At 61.9% G+C, this 20,949-nt stretch carries 18 protein-coding genes and 2 pseudogenes; 13 read left to right on the forward strand and 7 right to left on the reverse strand.

From position 1 onward, the window contains the following. Positions 1-349, reverse strand: a pseudogene (locus tag PM2_RS18705) (transposase); the annotation flags it as partial. Between the two features lie 63 nt (positions 350-412). On the opposite strand from PM2_RS18705, the gene arfB reads away from it, so the two are divergent. Next, the gene (arfB, locus tag PM2_RS18710; protein ID WP_016711483.1) at positions 413-826 is read left to right on the forward strand and encodes an alternative ribosome rescue aminoacyl-tRNA hydrolase ArfB; all 414 of its coding nucleotides are present in this window, start codon (positions 413-415) and stop codon (positions 824-826) included. Positions 827-969: 143 nt separating this feature from the next. Here arfB and PM2_RS18715 read toward each other — a convergent pair whose 3' ends face one another. Together PM2_RS18715 and PM2_RS18720 are read right to left on the reverse strand one after the other, a co-directional pair. Next, a complete protein-coding gene (locus tag PM2_RS18715) occupies positions 970-1,611 on the reverse strand; it encodes a 3-oxoacid CoA-transferase subunit B (RefSeq protein ID WP_016711482.1) in 642 nt (213 codons plus the stop codon). Positions 1,612-1,619: 8 nt separating this feature from the next. Further along, on the reverse strand, positions 1,620-2,315 hold the full coding sequence (locus PM2_RS18720; protein ID WP_026020319.1) for a 3-oxoacid CoA-transferase subunit A: 696 nt from the start codon (positions 2,313-2,315) through the stop codon (positions 1,620-1,622). 1,904 nt (positions 2,316-4,219) lie between these two features. Here PM2_RS18720 and PM2_RS32110 point away from each other — a divergent pair. From PM2_RS32110 to PM2_RS18735, 3 genes are all read left to right on the forward strand, one after another. Then, a complete protein-coding gene (locus PM2_RS32110; protein WP_416146862.1) occupies positions 4,220-4,879 on the forward strand; it encodes a methyl-accepting chemotaxis protein in 660 nt (219 codons plus the stop codon). Between the two features lie 17 nt (positions 4,880-4,896). Then, positions 4,897-5,076, forward strand: coding sequence for a hypothetical protein (locus tag PM2_RS18730; RefSeq protein ID WP_016711479.1), 180 nt, complete (start codon positions 4,897-4,899; stop codon positions 5,074-5,076). Between the two features lie 117 nt (positions 5,077-5,193). Continuing rightward, complete coding sequence (locus PM2_RS18735) at positions 5,194-6,072, forward strand: LysR substrate-binding domain-containing protein (RefSeq protein WP_028699483.1); 879 nt, start codon at positions 5,194-5,196, stop codon at positions 6,070-6,072. Positions 6,073-6,137: 65 nt separating this feature from the next. Here the strand turns inward: PM2_RS18735 and PM2_RS18740 are convergent, their stop codons facing one another. Beyond that, positions 6,138-7,358 (reverse strand): amidohydrolase family protein, encoded by a 1,221-nt coding sequence (locus tag PM2_RS18740; protein ID WP_016711477.1) that lies wholly within the window; start codon positions 7,356-7,358, stop codon positions 6,138-6,140. Between the two features lie 404 nt (positions 7,359-7,762). Here PM2_RS18740 and PM2_RS31920 point away from each other — a divergent pair. Beyond that, positions 7,763-8,011, forward strand: a pseudogene (locus PM2_RS31920) (MFS transporter); the annotation flags it as partial. A gap of 31 nt (positions 8,012-8,042) precedes the next feature. Here PM2_RS31920 and PM2_RS18750 read toward each other — a convergent pair. The 3 genes from PM2_RS18750 to PM2_RS18760 form a co-directional block, all read right to left on the reverse strand. After that, positions 8,043-8,936 (reverse strand): SMP-30/gluconolactonase/LRE family protein, encoded by an 894-nt coding sequence (locus PM2_RS18750; protein WP_016711475.1) that lies wholly within the window; start codon positions 8,934-8,936, stop codon positions 8,043-8,045. Between the two features lie 26 nt (positions 8,937-8,962). Then, positions 8,963-9,781 carry an NAD-dependent epimerase/dehydratase family protein gene (locus PM2_RS18755; protein WP_016711474.1) on the reverse strand — a complete coding sequence of 273 codons (819 nt, stop codon included), beginning with the start codon at positions 9,779-9,781 and terminating at the stop codon, positions 8,963-8,965. 75 nt (positions 9,782-9,856) lie between these two features. Beyond that, the gene (locus PM2_RS18760; RefSeq protein ID WP_016711473.1) at positions 9,857-10,582 is read right to left on the reverse strand and encodes an oligogalacturonate-specific porin KdgM family protein; all 726 of its coding nucleotides are present in this window, start codon (positions 10,580-10,582) and stop codon (positions 9,857-9,859) included. A gap of 343 nt (positions 10,583-10,925) precedes the next feature. Between PM2_RS18760 and PM2_RS18765 the strand changes: the two genes are divergently transcribed. The 8 genes from PM2_RS18765 (at position 10,926) to PM2_RS18800 (ending at position 20,949) form a co-directional block, all read left to right on the forward strand. Then, a complete protein-coding gene (locus PM2_RS18765; RefSeq protein ID WP_019096746.1) occupies positions 10,926-12,080 on the forward strand; it encodes a mandelate racemase family protein in 1,155 nt (384 codons plus the stop codon). 68 nt (positions 12,081-12,148) lie between these two features. Then, positions 12,149-13,759: an ABC transporter substrate-binding protein gene (locus PM2_RS18770; protein WP_028699481.1), complete on the forward strand. Its 1,611-nt coding sequence runs from the start codon at positions 12,149-12,151 to the stop codon at positions 13,757-13,759. Positions 13,760-13,827: 68 nt separating this feature from the next. Continuing rightward, positions 13,828-14,841 (forward strand): ABC transporter permease, encoded by a 1,014-nt coding sequence (locus PM2_RS18775; protein WP_016711470.1) that lies wholly within the window; start codon positions 13,828-13,830, stop codon positions 14,839-14,841. 50 nt (positions 14,842-14,891) lie between these two features. Next, a complete protein-coding gene (locus tag PM2_RS18780; protein ID WP_028699479.1) occupies positions 14,892-16,502 on the forward strand; it encodes an ABC transporter substrate-binding protein in 1,611 nt (536 codons plus the stop codon). A gap of 62 nt (positions 16,503-16,564) precedes the next feature. Next, positions 16,565-17,479 carry an ABC transporter permease gene (locus tag PM2_RS18785; protein ID WP_016711468.1) on the forward strand — a complete coding sequence of 305 codons (915 nt, stop codon included), beginning with the start codon at positions 16,565-16,567 and terminating at the stop codon, positions 17,477-17,479. Positions 17,480-17,490: 11 nt separating this feature from the next. Continuing rightward, positions 17,491-18,330, forward strand: a complete 840-nt coding sequence (locus PM2_RS18790; RefSeq protein WP_028699478.1) for an ABC transporter ATP-binding protein — start codon at positions 17,491-17,493, stop codon at positions 18,328-18,330. Positions 18,331-18,341: 11 nt separating this feature from the next. Beyond that, on the forward strand, positions 18,342-19,118 hold the full coding sequence (locus tag PM2_RS18795; RefSeq protein WP_028699477.1) for an ABC transporter ATP-binding protein: 777 nt from the start codon (positions 18,342-18,344) through the stop codon (positions 19,116-19,118). Between the two features lie 28 nt (positions 19,119-19,146). Next, a complete protein-coding gene (locus PM2_RS18800; protein ID WP_028699476.1) occupies positions 19,147-20,949 on the forward strand; it encodes a glycosyl hydrolase family 28 protein in 1,803 nt (600 codons plus the stop codon).

A 20,949-nucleotide genomic window follows, 5' to 3' on the forward strand; every position in this document is an offset into this window, starting at 1 on the left:
TGCACCTTGAGGGTTTGGCAAAGGCGCCGCACCGGGTAATCCGTCGAGTGCTTCTTGATGAAGGCGTACTTCAGCCGCACTCCTTGGCAAAGTACGCGGCGGCCTTCTTTAAGATGTCTCGCTCTTCCGTCACGCGTTTGAGTTCAGCGCGTAGCTTACGCAGTTCAGCCTGCTGATCATCGTCTTGCTGGCGCAGCTCTTGGGGCTTGCTGTAGACCTTGATCCACGCGTAAAGGCTGTGCACGGACATGCCCAAGCGCTGGGCGACCTCAGCGACAGGCTTGCCTTTCTCGGTCACTTGCTTGACCGCTTCGATCTTGAATTCTTCAGGGTAACGCTGACGACTCATGGCACCTCCTATTTGGGCCTCATTATGAGGCTTGGAGGTGTCTACGAAACCAGGGGCGATTCAATGCTGACCATCTCCAACAACGTGCATCTGCCGGATGCCGAAATCGAGCTGACCTACATCCGTGCGCAAGGCGCGGGTGGGCAGAATGTCAACAAGGTGTCCAGCGCCGTGCACCTGCGCTTCGACATCCCGGCCTCATCGTTGCCCGAGTTTTACAAAGAGCGGCTGCTGGCGCTGCGGGACAGTCGCATCACCGGTGACGGCGTGTTGATCATCAAGGCCCAGCAATACCGCACGCAGGAGCAGAACCGTGCTGACGCATTGGCGCGTCTTGCCGAGTTGGTAATCGCTGCCGGCAAGACCGAGAAGAAACGCCGCCCCACCAAGCCGACCCTCGGCTCGAAGACCCGCCGCCTTGAAGGCAAAGCCAGGCGGAGCACCGTCAAGGCGGGGCGGGGCAAGGTGGAGTTTTAGTGCGGGTGGTGGAACGTTGCTGACAAGTGTCGGTATCGCCTGAGTGAACAATGACAGTGGCTGTTGGTTGGGGCCATGGGGCTGCTAGGCAGCCCATCGCAGGCAAGCCACCGAGATTGCGTCTTGCCAGAAGGTTTCGCCGATCACTTGATCAGCGGCACACCACTCAACGTCTGCAACTCGTCAAAGTCGATATCCGCACAGATCTCGACCACTTTCAGCCCTTCTGGCGTCACTTCCAGCACAGCCAAATCGGTGTAGATGCGGCTCACGCAACCAATACCCGTCAGCGGATAAGTGCACTCAGGTACCAGCTTGCTTTCGCCGGTCTTGGTCAGGTGGTCCATCATCACGAATACCTGGCGGGCGCCGGTGGCCAGGTCCATTGCGCCGCCTACGGCCGGGATCGAACCTTCGGCACCGGTGTGCCAGTTGGCCAGGTCGCCCTTCACCGACACCTGGAAGGCGCCCAGTACGGCGATGTCCAGGTGGCCGCCGCGCATCATCGAGAACGAGTCGGCATGGTGGAAGAAGGCACCGCCAGTCAGCAGGGTCACGTGCTGCTTGCCGGCGTTGATCAGGTCATCGTCTTCCTCGCCCGGCGCCGGGCTTGGGCCCATGCCCAGCAGGCCGTTTTCACTGTGCAGGAACACTTCCTTGTCGCCCAGGTAGTTGGCCACCAGGGTGGGTGCGCCAATGCCCAAGTTGACGTAGGCACCTTCCTGAATGTCTGCGGCCACGCGTTGGGCCATCTCGGTGCGGGAGAGCTTTTTGGTGATGGTCATGGCAGGCCTCAGACAGCGTTGGCGATCGAAGAAGCGGCAGCACCGGTAACGGCGACCACGCGCTGGACGAAGATACCCGGAGTGATGATGTGTTCCGGGTCCAGTTCACCGAGTTCGACAACCTGGTCGACCTGGGCGATGGCGGTCTTGGCGGCCATGGCCATGATCGGGCCGAAGTTGCGGGCGGCCTTGCGGTAGGTCAGGTTGCCCCAGCGGTCGCCCTTGTGCGCCTTGATCAGCGCAAAGTCGGCGTGCAGCGGCATTTCCAGCACGTACATGCGGCCGTCGATTTCACGGGTTTCCTTGCCTTCGGCCAGCAGGGTGCCGTAGCCGGTCGGCGAGAAGAACGCACCAATGCCCGAGCCTGCGGCGCGGATGCGCTCGGCCAGGTTGCCTTGCGGCACCACTTCCAGCTCGATCTTGCCGGCGCGGTACAGTTCGTCGAACACGTAAGAGTCGGACTGGCGCGGGAACGAGCAGACCACCTTGCGCACGCTGCCTGCCATGAGCAGCGCGGCCAGGCCGATCTCGCCGTTACCGGCGTTGTTGCTGATGATGGTCAGGTCGCGGGCACCGGTGGCGATCAGGCCGTCGATCAGCTCGGACGGCATGCCCGCCGTGCCAAAGCCACCGACCATGATGGTGGAACCGTCGGTAATCCCTTCCACCGCGCTGGCGATGGACTCGTACGTTTTATTGATCAAGGCGAGCTCCTGGTTGTTCCTGGAGTTGTGGTTGTCGGGCTGGCCGGAGCGCGTGACGCGATGGGGCCTGTCAGCGCTTGAAATTACTTGCTGACTTTCGCTATAGCGTGCCGCAAGATTGGGTAACAGTAGAGGGGGTTTGGCTGAATTTGTGCGATTATCGAACTGTTGTGCGATGTGCGAGCAGTTTCGGAAACTATTTGCCCCACTAAAATTGAACGTGTTATCCCTTTGTTGTTGCCCCTCGCTGGTGCGCTCTGCGCTTCTCTGCCACGGTTCTGCACTGATCAAGTGCAAACAGCTCGCGAAATCACCGAATAATCACCCCAGCCGCGTTGGCGTGCGACTTGCTATCAAATTGCCATTCGATGTCGCGTATGGTGAAGATAATGTCGCTTTCCAGTGGTTCGATGCAGTTGTCGTCGCGTGAGAAGGGCTGGCTGCCGTGGTTTGGTAAAACCGGCAAATTCAGCATGGGCTGGTCCTGCCGCCTTAACCGGGCCAGTTACCCGCAGCTCGAGCAAACCTTCGAAGCCATCGCCCACACCCGTGTGCAGTTGCTGCATGAGTGGGCGTGCGAGCAGTGGGAGCATCTGGCCGAGCTGGCCGATCAACTGGCGCCCGGGCTCGCTCAAGTCGATAGCGCGATGTTGCGCAGCACGCTGGCCCAGGCCGAGGACTTTTCCGAACTGTTTGTCGTCGATGCCCACGGCACTGTCATCGCTTCGACCTGGCCCCAGCGTGGCACACCGCGTATCGAGCATATGTCAGCCCTGGCACAAGGGCTGAAAGCCCCCTTCCTGCACGGGCCCTACAGCGACCCGCTGACCTTGCAGATCGGCCCGTCATCCTCGCGCTTTCACGACGAAGTCACGCTGATGTTCTACCAGCCCCTCAGGTACGCGGGCAAAGTGCTCGGTTGCCTGTGCGGCCGGGTGCCCAACGACGTGCTGGGCGATCTGATCCAGCGCGAGGCCGGGCATATTTACCCCGAGTCGGGTGACAACTACCTGTTCATGGCGCAATCGCGCTTCGACCTTGCCATTCAGCCTGGCACCGCGCTGTCCCGCTCGCGGTTCGAAGACGCCACCTTCACCCATGGCGAAAACCTCAAAAGCGGCGTGCGCACGCCCTGGACCACGGTGCAGGTGCAGCGCCATACCGAACTGGAACTGCGCTTCACCGACCCCTCCACGCGGGAACTGCACCCTGGCGTAAGGGAGACGATAAGGCGTGGTGAAAACCTGTTCGTGACCTACCCCGGTTATTCGGATTATCGCCACGTGCCGGTGGTGGGCAAGGGCGTAACGTTCCAGTTGCCGGGCTCACTCGACCGCTGGGGCATGATGTGCGAGGCAGACCTGGAGGAGGTCTACCGCAGGCGCTCGCTGAGCTACGGTTTGATGAAGCCCTATGTGGCGATCATGGCGGGCCTGTTCGGCTGCAACTACCTGGTGCAGCACTGTGCAGGCCTGCCGCAAGGGCTGAACGACGCGATCGAGGCCGCGAGCATGCTCGGCGCCACGTTGCTGTTCGGTGTGCTCGGGCCCAAGCGCCTGGCGGCCAGGCTGAATGGCATGAGCGGCGTGCTGCGCACCATCGCCGAGGGAGAAGGCAACCTGCGCCAGCGCCTGGACACCAGCACTTTGGCCAACGACGAAAGCGGCGACATGGCGCGCTGGATCAACAGCTTCATCGACCGCCTGGACGCGGTGGTGGGGCAGGTGGTCAAGGCCAGCCGTACCGTCGGCAGCACCAACCAGATGATGCTCGGGCGCAGCCAGGAAGCCAGCGTGAGCTCCGCCGATGTGGCCGACGCCGTACACCAGATGATGATCATCATGGAAGAGCAGCTTGGCGAGTTGCAGCAGGCTTCGGTCAGTGCCGAGCAGATGAAGCAGGCCATGGACGAAGTGGTCAGCCGCGCGCGCGAGCAGTACCTGGCGGTGCAGGCGGGCGCGCAGTCGATCCGCGATGTGGTGGCGCGCTCGTCGTCCAGTGTGCAGCGGCTCGACAGCCGCATGGTCGAGATCGACAACATTACCGGGTTGATCAGCGAAATCACCAACCAGACCAACCTGCTGGCGCTCAATGCCGCCATCGAGGCGGCGCGCGCCGGGGAGCATGGCCGTGGCTTTGCAGTGGTGGCCGACGAAGTGCGTAGCCTGGCCGCGCGTACCTCGCGTGCCGCCGACGATATTCGCCATATGGTCGAAAGCCTGCAGGGCGAAACCCGTCAGGCCGTAAGCTTCATGGAGCAGGGCGTGCAGGACGTCGACAACAGTCTGCGCCTCGCCGAGGACGCCTCTTCGGAAAATGTGCAACTGCACCAGGCGGTGGAGGGCATGTTCGCCATCATCCAGCAGCTCAACCGGCGCAGTGTGGAATACGGCAAGACCATCGACCAGGTCAACCAGTCCTCCAGCGAGATGCGCCAGACAGCAGTGGTGCTGCAGAGCAGTGCGCAGAAGGTGAAAGTGGATGCCGGCAAGTTGCAGAAGCTGGTGGGGCAGTTCGAAGTCAGCGATGATGGCGCACGGGGCGCTGTCCCGATCTCTGCTTAGTACACCTGGAAGACTACATGAACAAACTGATCCTCCCTGTCGCCATCTTCGTAAGCGTAATTGCCGCTGGGAAGGCATCCGAGCACTTCGGCCTGGAAGGGGGCTGGAAAATAGGCGTGTTGTGTCTGGTGGCAGGTGCTGTTCAAATCGTGGTGACGCGTTTTCAACGCGCACCCCGCAAAAACGCTCAATCGTAAGCCCTGGACATCACTCGTGCGCACGCACAAAGCGCACCTCGCATCAGGGCAATGCCTAATGCACGCCTGCTTCAGGCATCATGCAGCAAGCCCCATTCCAAAAGCTGAACCCGCCAAATGTCAGAATCCACCAACCCCAATCGCGCCATCTACGACCTGGACATGCTCCGCACCGTGGTCATGGTGGCCGACTGCGGCAGTTTCACCACCGCCGCAGCCCGCCTGCATTCCACCCAGTCCACGGTCAGCCAGAAGGTGCGCCGGCTGGAGGAACTGGTCGGCCAGCAACTGCTAGACCGCAGCAACCGCGAAGTGCACCCGACCGACGCCGGTGAAACCCTGCTGCGTTACGCACGGCATTTGCTGGCGGTGAGTAATCAGCTGACCGAGGCCATGTCGGGTGGGGTGACGGTGACCGTGCGCATCGGCCTGCCGGACGATTTTGTCGCGGGCAAGACGATGCAGGCGTTGGCGGCGTTCAACCGGCGTAATCCGACGGTAAAGCTGGAAATTACCGGTGGCCTTAGCCGTGACCTGATGAGCACCTATGATCGGGGCGAACTGGACCTGGTGTTGATCAAGCAACGGCGGCACAGCCGTGAGGCCAATGCTTGCCAGCCAGAGCGTATCGAGTGGATCGACAGTGCGCAGTACCCGTGCTTTGCCCAGGACCCGATTCCGCTGGTGACCTTCCCGCCGCGTGGGCTGTACCGCGATGACATGATCAGTGCGGTCGAGGCCATGGGGCGCAGTTGGCGCATTGCATTCACCAGTTCGAGCCTGGCAGGGATTCAGGAGGCGGTGGCCAATGGGCTGGGGGTGAGCCTGTTGCCATCGCGGGTGGTTGCGGCGGGGCATCGGGTGCTGGGGGTGGAAGAAGGGTTCAAGCCGATCAAAGTGTTTGAGGCGGCGATTTTTCATCGGCCTACGGCGGATCCGATGGTTATGGCGTTGGCCGAAATTCTGATAGGTATTTTGCGGGCAGAGGGAGAGTAAATCTTGGTCTAGTGGCTGTCAGTCAGGGCCATGGGGCTGCATGGCAGCCCCAGGATTTTTGCCTGTCAGTGGCGGCGTAGTTCGGCAGCAAACTGCGCAGCCTTCAACTGCAACTGCGCAGGCCCGCCCCAGAACGCCCCGTGGCGCACGATCACCCGCTCATGAATGGCAGCCGCCACCGCCGCAGCGGCATTCGGTGCCTTGAACAGGATGAAGCTGGCTTCATTACCCACCTGCAAGCCGTAGTCCTGTTTACCCATCACGCCGGCACCCGCCTCGGTCGCCATGTGCAACGCTACCCGCAGTTCCTCGTCGGTGTTGAAGCCTGAGCGGTAGCTGACCAGCATAGCCCGTTGCAGCATGTCGCCGTTGCCGTAGGGCCACCAGGCATCCTGGATGTTGTCGTTGCCGGTAAACACCCGCACGCCGCCGTTACGCAGGCGCAGGACGGGGGGAAAAGCATGCTCGCCGGGGGCGTTGGTCATGATGGAAATGCCGGCGCCAGCCAGCACTTCGGCGGTGCGGTCGACCACGGCATCGGATACGTCGCCCAGCCCATAGGCGTGGCTGACCGCCACCAGGCCTTGCATGCCCAGTGCCTGGGTGCGGGCGGCGATGCGTTCGAGTTGGGCGATACAGATATCGCCAGGCTCATGCAGGTGGATGTCGACCTTCACGCCATGTCGGTCGGCGATGCCGAACACGATGTCGAGCTGGCCATCGGCATCGCCATCAAGGGTGGTCGGGTCGATGCCGCCGACCACCTGCACGCCTTCGCGGATGGCCGCTTCCATCACTTCAGCAGTGCCGGGGCAGGTCACCACGCCGGCCTGGGGGAAGGCCACCAGTTGGATGTCGAGCAGGTCTTTCCACATGTCCCGGGCTTCGAGCATGGCATGCAGGTTGGTAAGGCCGGTGGTGGCGTCCACGTCCACATGGCAACGCATGGCCAAGGTGCCAAACGAGGCAGCCTGGCGCATCAGCGCATCGGCGCGCTCGACGATGGGCGGGGCGCCGGCCAGTTCGCGTTTTTCCACGGCCAGGCGTTCGCGCAGGCTGGCCACGGGTTGGTGCGGGTGCCAGCGGTCACCGACGAAGCTTTTGTCCAGGTGGATGTGGCCATCGACAAAGCCCGGCAGCGCCAGCAGGCCTTCGAGGTCGATGGTTTCGCGGGCGGGCGTGCTGGCGCGTTGCGGGCCGATGTGGCTGATGCGGCCATTGCTTACGGCAATGTTCAGAGGCAAGCCATCGGCGTCGATGGCGTTGATGAACTCACGGTCGTTCATGGTTGGGCCTTTTTTACTAACGGCTTGGGTGACGTACCACGGTAGGGCGGATGCGGGCATGTCTCCAATTAATTATCAGGATCGACAGCAGTGCGTTTCTGGATACAGGCAGTGGAGGTTGGCCTGCATTAAAAAGCCCACTGAAGTGGATTCCGATAATTAACTTTCAAAGCCTTCGATCTGGGCACAGGATTGATCGCGTGACCCGTCCGACCGCTTGCTGCGGCGTGTTCCGGGCACGTCATCACACACAATAAAAACAAATGCCGTGTCGGAGTCCTTCCATGATCAATGATTCCAAGCTGCTGCGTGCCGCCTTGATTTTCATTGCCTGTACTTCATTCATCGTCTGTGGTGTGCAACCCATTTTCATGGGGTTGGTCACGGAACAACTGAGCCTGTCGCTCGATCAGCAGGGCTGGGTGCTGTCAGTGTCGTACTACATGGCGCTGATCACCACCAACGACCCGACCGGCAAGCTGACGCCGCTGGTCAGTATTACGTTGATGGGGGCGGCTGCCGCGACGCCGGCACTGATTGCCACGCTGGTGGAGGGCTCAAACCAGCAGTTGATATTCCTGTTGGGGACGGGGGCGCTGGTCATTGCCTTTGCTGTGACGTGCCTGGGGGCAGGGAGCAAGGTGGCTTGCTGAGCATCGCCCCTGATACAGCCACTGCCAGGCTTCAGCCCCTGGCAATGGGCTCCGGCAAGCCTTTCACGCCTGGGTTCAATGCGAACACGCCGCCGGCCAGTGGCTGGTCGCTCAGATCGATGCCTTGTGGGCAAATCGACGTCACGAACAGCGTATCCAGCTGCGGGCCGCCGAATGCGCACATGGTCGGTTTCTTCACCGGTAGCGGCAGAGCGCGGTCCAGTTTCCCTTCGGGGGTGAAGCGCAGTACCTGGCCGGCATCGATCGCGCAGATCCAATAGCAACCTTCGGCATCCACCGCGGCCCCGTCCGGTCGGCCGGCGTGCTGGTTCATGTCGACGAAGATTCGGCGGTTGTGCGGTGTGCCGCTGTCGATGTCGTAGTCGAAGGCCCAGATCAGCTGGACGCTTGGGTGTGAGTCGGAGATATACAGTGTTTTGCCGTCCGGGCTGAAGGCCATGCCGTTGGGCACGATCAGCTTGTCCAGTCGTGCTTGCAATGGGTTTACCGTTGCGTCTGCCGTCGCGTCATATCGGTAAAGTGCTCCCACCGGCTCGGCGCCCATGTTTGTTTGCATCGTACCGGCCCAAAAGCGCCCTTGGCGGTCACAGCGCCCGTCATTGAAGCGCATGCCGGGCCTGGCGTGTTCGACACTGGCACGTTTGTCGGCCAGCAGGCGGCCGTCTGCCTGAGGGGTGAGGTGGAAGATCCCGCTCTCCTGGGCTCCCAGCCAATGGCCTTGGTGGCTGCGGACAATGCAGCCCAGCATTTCGTCTGCGGTCCAGTGAGTTGTCTGGCCGTCTATCTGCCAGCGGTGCAGACGACCTGCCGGTATATCCACCCAGTACAAGGCATTTTCCTGCGGGTGCCAGACCGGGCTCTCGCCCGTGGCATTGCGTACGTCGATGATCAGTTCGGCTGTCATGGAAGCAGTCTGCGCTCTGTCAGGGTTCAGTCGCCAAAAGGGCCGGCAGCGGTGAAGGCGCCACCTTGCAGCTGGGCCGTCGGGTCATTTGCTGCGGGTTTTGGCTGCTGCTCCAGGGCCGGGCGGAAGCGTTCGGCGCTGTCCTTGGGGTTGAAACCCAGGTGTGCGGCGTGGCGGTTGTTCCACCACAGGTCGCGGTTGGCCGAGACGCCATACACCACGGTGTGGCCAACGTTCTCGGCCAGCAATGCGCGCTCCACCAGGTGTGCCAGGTCTCCGTAGCTCAGCCAGGTGGACAACATGCGCACATTGCGGGGTTCGGGGAATGAAGAGCCGATGCGCAGGCTGACCGTTTCGATGCCGTAGCGATGGAAGTAGAACGTCGCCAGGTCTTCGCCGTAGGCCTTCGACAGCCCGTAATAGCAGTCTGGCCGGCGCGGCGAATGCGCATCCACTTGTTCGTCCTGGGGGTAAAAGCCGGTGACATGGTTGGAGCTGGCAAACACCACGCGTTTTATGCCGTGCTTACGGGCGGCCTCGTAGATGTGGAAGGTGCCAACGATGTTGGCTTGCAGAATCTCTTCGAAGGCACGCTCGGTGGAGATGCCGCCCAGGTGCACGATGGCGTCTACATCCTTGGCCAGGGCCAGTACGCCGGCCTTGTCCGCCAGGTCGCAATTGATGGTTTCTTCATGCTCGCCCGTAGCTGTTGCCATGGGGCTGATGTCCGATGCGCGCACGAAGGTGGCGTGCGCTTGCAGTGCTTCGCGAAGCACTTGCCCGAGCCCGCCGGCGGCACCGGTGAGCAGCAGGCGGTTGAAGGGTTTGCGTGTAGTCGTGGTCATTGTATAGAGGCCTTTTACTGAAACGGCATCAAGGTGCCGTGCGGGAACGACACCGGCATGGGCGGGCGGTTGCCCTTACAGGAAGTTGTATTGGATACCCAGGCGCCAACGGGCCTGGCGATCGTCCGTGTAGCTGTTGACCTTGATGTCACCCACTTCCATGAACGGTGCCCACTGCTTGTTGAGCTTGTACTTGATGATCAGGTTCTGCTCGTAGTCGCGCTTCTTGTTGTCGTAGCGGATGTAGTCGGTGGTGAAGTGGATGTACTGGTACTCGAATGCCCACGGGCCGCTGGGGGTGTAGCCGAGCCAGCCTTCAAGGCGGGTGGTGTTCTGGTCGTCCTTGGCGCGGTCAGCCTTGCTGTGGTCGACCTGATCCCGGTCGAGGCTACGTGCGTCATGGCGCACGCGGGTGGCGACATACCAGGTGTCGCTGAGTTTGTAGCTGTACTTCAAGCCGAATTTGTAGGTAGTCGCATCCTTGGAACTGTCCATCTGGAAGGCGGGGGTCCAGGTCGACTTGGGGCTGGTCTTGTAGTTGTAGTCCACGGTGAACTCGTGGCCGTTGTTGACCATGTTGTCGTAGGCGACGTCTTCGCGGTCGCCGGCAGTTTTGTATTTGATTTCTGCGGCAAACCCCAGGCCGCTGTCCTTGCGGTAACTCAGCTTTATCCGGTCGGAGTGAATGCTGTCGTCTTCGGTGAAGCCGTGCCGGTAGTTGATGCTGGCGGAGTCCGCGCAGGCGTAGAACGACAAGCCGAGCGTACTGGCGGCGATGAGGCGGCGAAGTGTGATGTTCATGCGATCTCTTTTTTTGTTTTTGTTGAGGACGTGATGAGGCGTGTGAGCAAGGTGGGGTGAGGTGGTGAGCGCTCCGTGATTTTTCAAATAAGTTATCGTACGACTGTGAGGCTGTCTACGGATTATTGAAATGTTGTCTGATCACTTGTCTGGATGGCTCTATCCCGGTGTTTTTGGCAATTGAAAAGCCTTTGGTTGGGGGGCTAATGATTGTCATGAGCACCATGAATCGGGGTTTTTTGCGACTTTAAAGTCGTGCTTTTCAAATGTTGTATGATGACGTAGGATGGCCTCCAGAGCGTGACTCACCCGCCACAAATCCAATAAGAAGGCTCAGACGTCCATGATCATTACTGCTGTAAACGTCCAGGTGTTTTCCTACCCCACGCGCCGCGCCGTAGACAGCGCCGGCCATGCCCACCCAGGTGATGTGACCCAGGCCAGAATGGCCCTGCTGCGCATCAGGACCGAGTGCGGCAGCGAAGGCTATGCGCTGGGTGCGCCCGAACTCATTCGCCCTTATGTGCTGGATAACTTCGTGCGCAAGGTGCTGGTTGGCGCCAATGCCTTCGACCGTGAAAAAATCTGGCACGACCTGGCCCACTGGCAGCGCGGCAGCGCCAGCCAGCTGACTGACCGCGCCCTGGCGCTGGTCGAGCAGGCACTGTGGGACTGGGCCGGGCGCAAGCTGAACCTGCCGGTGCACAAGCTGATTGGTGGCTACCGCGACAAGGTGCCGGCCTATGGCTCGACCATGTGCGGTGATGAGTTGCCGGGCGGCCTGTCGACGCCGGAGGAGTACGGTCGCTTCGCCGAAACCCTGGTCAAGCGCGGCTACAAGGCCATCAAGCTGCACACCTGGATGCCACCGGTGTCGTTCGCGCCCAGCGTGAGCATGGACATCAAGGCATGCGCCGCCGTACGCGAGGCCGTGGGGCCGGACATCGCGCTGATGATCGATGGCTATCACTGGTACAGCCGTACCGAAGCCCTCACCATCGGCCGCGCCCTGGAAAAGCTCGACTTCGCCTGGTTCGAAGAGCCGATGATGGAAGATTCCGCCGAGTCCTACGCCTGGCTGGCCGGGCAGCTGGACATCCCGGTGCTTGGCCCGGAAAGCCTCGGTGGCAAGCATCTGAGCCGGGCCAGCTGGGTGAAGAACGATGTGTGCGACATCCTGCGAGCGGGGGTTGCCGGTGTGGGGGGCATTGCACCGTGCCTGAAGGTTGCGCACATGGCCGAATCATTCGGCATGGATTGCGAGATCCATGGCAACGGTGCCGCCAACCTGGCGGTCGTGGGGGCGATCAAGAACTGCACCTGGTACGAGCGCGGCCTGCTGCACCCGTACCTTGACTATGACGAGGTACCTGCCTACCTCAAACGCCTGGTCGACCCGATGGACGAAGACGGTTTCGTGCACCTGTCGAACTTGCCGGGCCTGGGTGAGGACATCGACTTCGACTACGTCGAAACCAATACGCTGCAGAGCTTCTGATTCGTCATGGCGGCACGCGTCGCTGCGTGCCGCCCGAGCGTCCAATAACTATAAAAAGGCGATCTCACATGAGCGTTATCCCCACACTCTGGGCGGGGGTCTTTGCTGCGTCTCTGGCGCTGACCTCGGTACCTGCTGCTTTCGCGAAAACCCCGGCAGATCAGTTGATCGTCGGCATGAGCATGATCAATCTACTGTCCCTCGACCCGGCGGCGGCCACCGGGCTGGATGTGTCCGAGGTCAATGCCAACCTCTACGACATGCTGCTGGTGCAGGACGTGCGTCAGCCGGACCGACTGCTGCCGGCGCTGGCTGAAAGCTGGCAGGTCAGCGATGACCGCAAGACCCTCACGTTCAACCTGCGCAAGGGTGTGACGTTCCAGTCCGGTAACCCGCTAAGTGCCGAGGATGTCGCCTGGTCGCTGCAGCGTGTACTCAAACTCAACCTGGCCTTGGCGTCGACCTGGAAGGCCTACGGGTTTTCGGCGGGCAATGTCGACCAGCACATGCGCGCTGTCGATGACGCTACTTTCGTCATCGAGCTGCCACGGCCGACTGACCCGTTGCTGGTGCTCAATACCCTGGCTACCTCGCCCAGCGCTTTCATCCTCGACCGCAAGGTGGTGCAGCAGCACCAGAAGGGCGATGACATGGGCGGTGCCTGGCTGACCACCCACGCGGCGGGCAGCGGGCCGTTCGCGCTCAAGGAGTGGCGCGCCAACGATGTCATCCTGATGAACCGTTTTGACGGGTACTGGGGCGGCCCGGCCAAGCTCAAGCGCATCGTCATGCGCAACATGACCGAGTCGCAGTCACTGCGCTTGATGGTGGAGCGGGGTGACCTGGACCTGGCCAAGGGCATGTCCGCGCCAGACATCGAGGCGCTGGAGAAGTCTGACAACGTTCGCACCCAGACCGTGCAGCGCGGGACCCTGTACTACGTGGCCCTCAGCGTGAAGAACAAGCCCTACGACGATGTGCGCGTACGCCGGGCAGTGCGTTCGCTGATCGACTATCAAGGCATCAACCAGACGGTGATGCCGCACTATGGCCAGCTCAATCAGCGCCCACTACCGCTTGGCCTGCCAGCACGGCTGGATGATCCGGGCTATGCCCTGAACGTGGCCGAAGCAAAAAAGCTGCTGGCCGAAGCCGGTTACCCCGAGGGTTTCAAGACCACCATCCGCGTGCTCACCGAGCCGCCCTTCATCAACATTGCGTCCAGCCTGCAGTCGACCCTGGCCCAGGCCGGTATCAAGGCCACCATCGTCACTGGTACCGGCAACCAGATCTACGGCGCCATGCGTGAGCGCAGCTTCGACATCCTGGTCGGGCGCGGTGGTGGTGGCGCTGAGCGGCACCCGCATTCAAGCCTGCGCACCCTGGTGTACAACCCGGACAACCGTGACGAAGCCAAGCTGAGCAACTTCCAGGGCTGGCGTACCTCGTTCTACAGCCCCGAGCTGAACCGCCTGATCGAGCAGGCGGAAGTCGAGCCCGACAAGGCGCAGCAGCTGGCTCAGTACCAGCAAATCCAGAAAACCCTGGACGAGCAGGTGGGGGGCATCCTGCCTGTGTCGCAGATGACCGACACCGTAGTGCTCTACCACGATGTGCAGGACTACCAGGGCCATACCGCGGCCACCACCCGTTACAAAGACGTCTACAAGTCGCGTTGAGGCAAAGCCTGCGTGATTGGTGAATGCTTTTTCAGGAGCTTGTTATGTGTGCTTCGACTGCCTCTGTAATGGGTGCCCGTGTCTCGGGCACCGCTCGCCGGGCCAGCACGGTGCTGGTGACTTTGCTTGGCCTGCTGGCGCTGACGTTCTTCATCGGACGGGTCATGCCGCTGGACCCGGTGCTGGCAGTGGTCGGCCCGGATGCCGACAGCTCCACCTACGACCAGGTATACCGGGCGATGGGCCTGGACAAACCGATCTGGGTCCAGTTCGGGCTGTACCTGAACGACTTGCTACACGGTGATTTCGGCAATGCGCTGCTCACCGGCCACCCGGTGCTCGAAGACATCAAACGCGTCTTCCCGGCCACCATTGAACTGGCGACCCTGGCAATCCTGTTCGGCGTGCTGATCGGCCTGCCGTTGGGGGTGGTCGCGGCCAGTAACCAGGGCCGGGTCGGCGACCACGTGGCGCGGGTGATTACCCTGTTCGGCTATTCCACGCCCATCTTCTGGGTCGGCATGATGGGGCTGCTGGTGTTCTACGCCTGGTTGGGCTGGGCAGGTGGGGCAGGGCGAATCGACCTGGCCTATGACGGCATGGTCGATGAGGTTACCGGCCTGCTGCTGATCGACACGGCGCTGGCGCGTGACTGGGAGGCCTTCACCAGCGCGTTGCGCCATATCGTCCTGCCGGCGTTGATCCTGGGGCTGAACTCGGTGGCCTACATCAGCCGCATGACCCGCAGCTTCATGCTCGAGCAGCTGTCGCAGGAATACATCATCACCGCCAGGGTCAAGGGGCTGTCACGCCGCCAGGTGGTCTGGAACCACGCTTTCCGCAACATCCTCGTGCAGTTGCTCACGGTGGTCGCCCTGGCCTATGGCTCGTTGCTGGAGGGGGCGGTGCTGATCGAAACCGTATTTGCCTGGCCCGGTTTCGGTCAGTACCTCACCAGCAGCCTGATGCTCGGTGACATGAACGCGGTGATGGGCTGCGTGTTGATCATCGGCCTGATCTTCGTCGCACTCAACCTGATCAGCGATGCCCTGTACAAGGTGTTCGATCCCAGGACCCGCTAGCCCCCAATCAGCGTGAACACATTGAATAACTATAAAAAGAAGGATGCCCCATGAAGACTGTATTCCCGCCGCTGCGCATGGCTGTGCTGGGCGCGGTGCTGCTGCTCGGCCCGCTCGCTGCGGTGCAGGCGAAAACCCCTGCCGACCAGTTGATCGTCGGCATGAGCATGGTCAACCTGTTCTCCATCGACCCGGCCAACGCGCCCGGCCTGGATGCCTCTGGCATCAATGCCAACCTCTACGACACGCTCATCAAGCGCGACCAGGGCAACCCGGAGAAGCACCTGCCACAACTGGCCGAACGCTGGGACGTCAGTGAAGACGGCAAGCAGATTACCTTCCGCCTGCGCACTGATGTCACGTTCCATTCCGGCAACCCGCTCACTGCCGAGGATGTGGCCTGGTCGCTGTACCGGGTGATGAAGCTCAACTATGGCTTGGCCACCACCTGGAAGGCCTACGGCTACAGTGTCGAAAACATTCAAACGCTGATCCGCGCGACCGACAGCCATACCTTGGTGATCGACCTGCCGCAGCCGGTAGACCCTTTGCTGGTGATCGACTCGCTGGCCGTGTCACCCAGCGCTGTGGTGGTCGACCGCCAGCAAGTGCTCGAGCATGAGAAGAACGGTGACCTGGGCGCGGCCTGGCTGGTCACCAACGAAGCCGGCAGCGGGCCGTTCACCCTGACCAAATGGAGCGCCAACGATGCGCTGGTGATGACCCGCTTCGACGGTTACTGGGCAGGCCCTGCCAAGATGAAACGGGTGCTGGTGCGTCACATGACCGAGTCGCAGTCGCTGCGCCTGATGCTCGAACGCGGCGACCTGGACCTGGCCTACGGCATGGCGGCGCCGGATATCAAGGCCATTGAAAGCTCGGACAAACTCCAAGTGCAGGCTCTGCAGCGCGGCACCCTGTACTACGTGGCAATGAGCATGAAGCAGCCGGAGTTTGCCAACCGCAAAGTCCGCGAAGCGGTGCGCAACCTGATCGACTACCAGGGCCTGGACCAGCAGGTGATGCCGCATTACGGCAAGCTCAACCAGCAACCGATGCAGCTTGGGCTCGAGGCCCGGTTGCCAGACCCTGGCTACAAGCTGGATGTGGCCAAAGCCAAGGCACTGCTGGCCGAGGCGGGCTACCCACAAGGTTTCAGCACAACCATCCGCACGCTGTCCGAACCGCCCTTCATCGATATCGCCGCACGCATGCAGTCGACCCTGGCCGAAGGTGGCATCAAGGCCAGTATCGTCACCGGTACCGGCAACCAAGTGTATGGCGCCATGCGCGCCCGCAACTTTGAAATGATCGTGGCGCGGGGCGCCGAGCGTTACCCGCACCCGTATTTCAGCCTGCGCACCTTCGTCTACAACCCCGACAACAGTGACAGCGCTGGCTTGCCCAACTTCCAGGGCTGGCGCGCGTCGTTCTTCAGCCCCCCGCTGAATGACCTGATCGACCGGGTAGGTGTCGAGCGCGATGCGGCCAAACGCCTGGGCATGTACCAGCAGGCGCAGAAGCTGTACGACGAGGAGGTGGGGCCGATCATGATGATTTCCCAGATGACCGACACCGCCGTGAGCGCAGCCGACGTCAAGGGCTTCAGCGGCGATGACGCCGAAGCCACCCGCTACCTGGGCGTCTACAAGCAACGTTGAGAACCGCCTGGGGCACCTGTGGGTACCCCGAGTGGCCATGATTCCACATCGAGAACATGCCGATGATTGCCAACATCTCTTCTACCGAAACCACCGCCAAGCGGCAGGCCGACGCCCCCGCGTCCAGCCTTGAGGCCCTTGGCAAAAGCAGCCTTCGGGTGCTGCGCCTGCTGGTGCGCAACCCGATGACCCTGGCAGGCCTGCTGGTGGCCTTGCTGCTGGTCGTGGTGGCGGCGTTCGCGCCGTGGATCGCCACCCACGACCCGGTCATCCAGAACCTGGCCAACGCCTTGCAGGCACCCAGCGCCGCGCACTGGTTCGGCACCGACGAATACGGACGGGACATCTTCAGTCGGCTGGTCTACGGTGCCCGCATCACCCTCTACATCATCGCCCTGGTGACGATCATCGTCGGCCCCATCGGGCTGTTCATCGGCACGGTGTCGGGCTATTTCGGCGGCATTGTCGATACCGTGTTCATGCGCGTCACCGACATTTTCATTTCGTTCCCCAGCCTGGTGCTGGCGCTGGCCTTCATCGCTGCACTGGGCCCTGGCCTTGAGCATGCGGTGGTGGCTATCGCGTTAACCTCCTGGCCACCGATCGCACGGCTGGCCCGCGCCGAAACCCTGTCGCTGCGCAAGGCCGACTTCGTGGTGGCCGTCGAGCTGCAGGGCGCGTCGTCGACCCGCATCATCCTGCGCCACATCGTGCCGATGTGCCTGTCGTCGGTGATCATCCGCCTGACCATGAACATGGCCGGCATTATCCTCACGGCGGCGGCGCTGGGCTTCCTCGGCCTGGGTGCGCAGGCGCCGTTGCCGGAGTGGGGGGCGATGATCTCCACGGGGCGGCGCTACATGCTCGAATGCTGGTGGCTGGTAGCGGTACCCGGTGCGGCAATCATGCTGGTGAGCCTGGCGTTCAACCTGCTGGGCGATGGCCTGCGGGACATTCTCGACCCGCGTAGCGAATAACCGGAGGCTTTATGTCAGCGCTCAAACTCAATGTCGAATCGCTCAATGTGCGCTTCGTCAACGGCAAGAAAGTGATGCACGCGGTGCGTGACGTGTCGTTCACCCTGGGCCGGGAAAAGCTCGCCATCGTCGGTGAGTCCGGCTCGGGCAAGTCCACGGTTGGCCGCAGCTTGCTCAAGCTGCACCCTGGCAGCGCGCAGATCACCGCAAAAGCCCTGCAGTTCGGCGATGTCGACCTGCTCAGTGCCAGCGAAAAGGCCATGCAGAAAATCCGCGGCCAGCGTATTTCGATGATCATGCAAGACCCCAAGTACTCGCTCAATCCGGTGGTGCGCGTTGGCGACCAGATTGCCGAGGCCTACCTGGCACACCACAGGGCCAGCCGCAGCGAGGCCCGTGAACGGGTGCTGCAGATGCTCGACAAGGTGCATATCCGTGACCCGAAGCGCGTCTACAACCTTTATCCGCATGAGGTGAGCGGCGGCATGGGCCAGCGCATCATGATCGCGATGATGGTCATCACCAACCCGGAAGTGATCATTGCCGACGAACCGACCTCGGCGCTGGATGTGTCGGTACGCCAGCAGGTGCTCAACGTGCTCGAAGAGCTGGTGGTAGAGCAGCAGATGGGGCTGATTTTCGTCAGCCACGACCTGAACCTGGTGCGCAATTACTGTGACCGGGTGCTGGTGATGTATGCCGGGCGCGTGGTGGAGTCGCTGGCGGCCAGTGACCTGCACCGTGCCGAACACCCCTACACCCGAGGCCTGCTGGCCGCCTTGCCAAGCATGGACAACCGCCGCCCGCGTTTGCCTGTGTTGCAACGCGACCCGCTGTGGCTCTCCTGCTGAGGTAACTGACCATGTCCATGATCCAAGCACACGCGTTGAACCTGAGCTTTGGCGTTGGCGCCGCGCTCAACCAGGTGCTGCACAATGTCGACCTGAGTGTCGAAGATGGCGAGTCATTTGGCCTGGTAGGGGAGTCCGGCTCTGGCAAGACCACGGTGCTGCGCTGCCTGGCCGGCCAGTACCGGCACTGGAGCGGGGCCCTGAGCATCGACGGTGTACCGTTGCAGCACAAGCTTCCCAAGGAGCACTTTCGCAAGGTGCAGATGGTGTTCCAGGACCCCTATGGCTCGCTGCACCCGCGCCATACCATCGACACTGCACTGCGCGAGCCGTTGGTGATCCACGGCATGGATGAGCGCAACGATCGCATCAACGACATCCTCATCAAGGTAGGCCTCAACGACAGCTACCGTTACCGCTACCCGCACCAGTTGTCTGGCGGCCAGCGTCAGCGGGTGGCTATCGCCCGGGCGTTGATCCTTGAGCCCAGGGTGCTGTTGCTCGATGAGCCCACGTCGGCCCTCGATGTGTCGGTGCAGGCAGAGATCCTCAACCTGCTGTCGGACCTGCGTCAGCGCGAGAAGCTCACCTACCTGATGGTGACTCACGACCTGGGCGTGGTCAGCCACCTGTGCGACAAGGTCGCTGTGATGCAGCAGGGGCGTATCGTCGAGCAACTGGACTGTCAGGCACTGAGCCAGGACCAGGCCACCCACGATTACACCCGAATGCTGGTGCAAGCCAGCCGCGACTTCAGCGCCGACGCCGCCCCGGCCATGTCGGCCTGAACCCGGCAATTACAAGGAAGACAAGAACATGCCGAATGCCAACCCTGCGCCCGTTTGGCGGGTGCGTGCTGCCGTGGCTGCCCTGGCCATGGGCAGCAGCTTGCCACTGTGGGCCGTAGAGGCCCCTGCAAAGGTCCAGGTGCCGACGCTGGCCTACGACGACCGGCAGATCATCCTGGTGTGGGAAAAGCCCGCCAGCCATGCCGAAATCGTCGACTACCACGTGTATGCCAATGGCAGATTGCTGGGGGCCAGCAACGCCAACAACGATCAAGTGTCACCGGCCAAACCCTACATTGACCGGTTCTACGAGCAGGACCTGCACAACTTCCACCACCGCATCGCCATTCACAGCTTCACCGCCCAGGGGCTTGCACCCGATACCGAGTACCGCTTCACCGTGCGCTCGGTCGATCGCCATGGCAAAGAGTCTGCTGACAGCCCCGTGGTGGTGCAGCGAACCACCGACGTACCGGCACTGTTCAACGTGCAGCGCTACGGCGCCAAGGGCGATGGCAAGGCGCTCGACACGGCTGCCATTCAGCGCGCCATCGATGCGTGCAGCAAGGGCTGCAAGGTGTTGCTGCCTGCCGGCACGTACAAGAGCGGGGCGCTCTACCTCAAGAGCGACATGACCTTGGAAATCGCCGAGGGCGCTACCCTGTTGGGTTCCGAACGTGCCGAGGACTACCCGCGCCAGGGCTATATCCAGTACCCGTATTCCACCACCGTGCGCCCGGCTTCGCTGATCAATGCCTTGCCGCGCGACCCGCATGCGCACCAGGCCTTCGAGAACATCCGCATCGTCGGCAAGGGCACCATCGACGGCAATGGCTGGAAGCGTAACCCGGACGTGGTCGACGAGCGCGGGCGAGCCTTGCCCTTCTACCTGCCCAGCGACAACACCCGCTATATGCACGACGGCGTGCTGGCCAAGGCGCAGGTGGCGCGGGCGGTGGCCGAGGGCATGAACGTCAAGGATGCCTACGGGCAGATGCGCTCGTCGCTGATCACCCTGCGCAATGTGACAAACGTGTTCTATGGCGGCTTCACGGTGGTGAACCCGGCCTATCACGGCATCATGAACCTGGAAACGCAGAATGTGGTGCTGGCCAACACCACGCACCGTACTTACGACGCCAACAACGGCGACGGTATCGAGTTTGCCAACAGTCGTGGCGCGCTGGTATTCAACAACTTCTTCGACACCGGTGACGACTGCGTCAACTTTGCCGCCGGTACCGGGGCGGATGCGGTCCACCAGAAGGCGCAGGAGGATGCCTGGATCTTCAACAACTATTTCCGCAAAGGCCATGGCATGGTCGTGGCGGGCAGCCATACCGGCGCGTGGATTCAGAACATCCTGGCAGAGGACAACGTCTCGGATGGTACCGATGCCGGGCTGCGCATGAAAAGCACCAACTTCATGGGCGGTGGTGCGCGTCACGTTACCTTCCGTGATTCGGCCATCCGCAACACAGCGAAACAGGCCTTCATCTTCACCCTGGATTACAACGACCCGAATGCCAAGCTCGATTACAAACGTTCGACGGTGGCGGGGCAGTTCCGGGATATCATGGTCAGTGACGTGAGCGTGGAAAACGCCCGCACCGCCGCCATCGAGGTGAAAGGCGATAGCGGTCATGGCGCCTGGCACCAGGGGTTGGTGTTCGAGCGGGTGCGCTTCAGTGGGCCGGCCCCGGTGAAGATCGATGGCCTGAAAGATTCGCGCTTCGACGGGCTGCGCTTCACCGATACCGGTGGCGCCAACCCTTGGCAGGTACAGGGCAGCCAAGGGCTTGCCTACACGGACGTGGAGCCCGCACCGTAG

The sequence above is a fragment of the Pseudomonas monteilii NBRC 103158 = DSM 14164 genome, from assembly GCF_000730605.1.
Classification (GTDB): Bacteria; Pseudomonadota; Gammaproteobacteria; order Pseudomonadales; family Pseudomonadaceae; genus Aquipseudomonas; species Aquipseudomonas monteilii.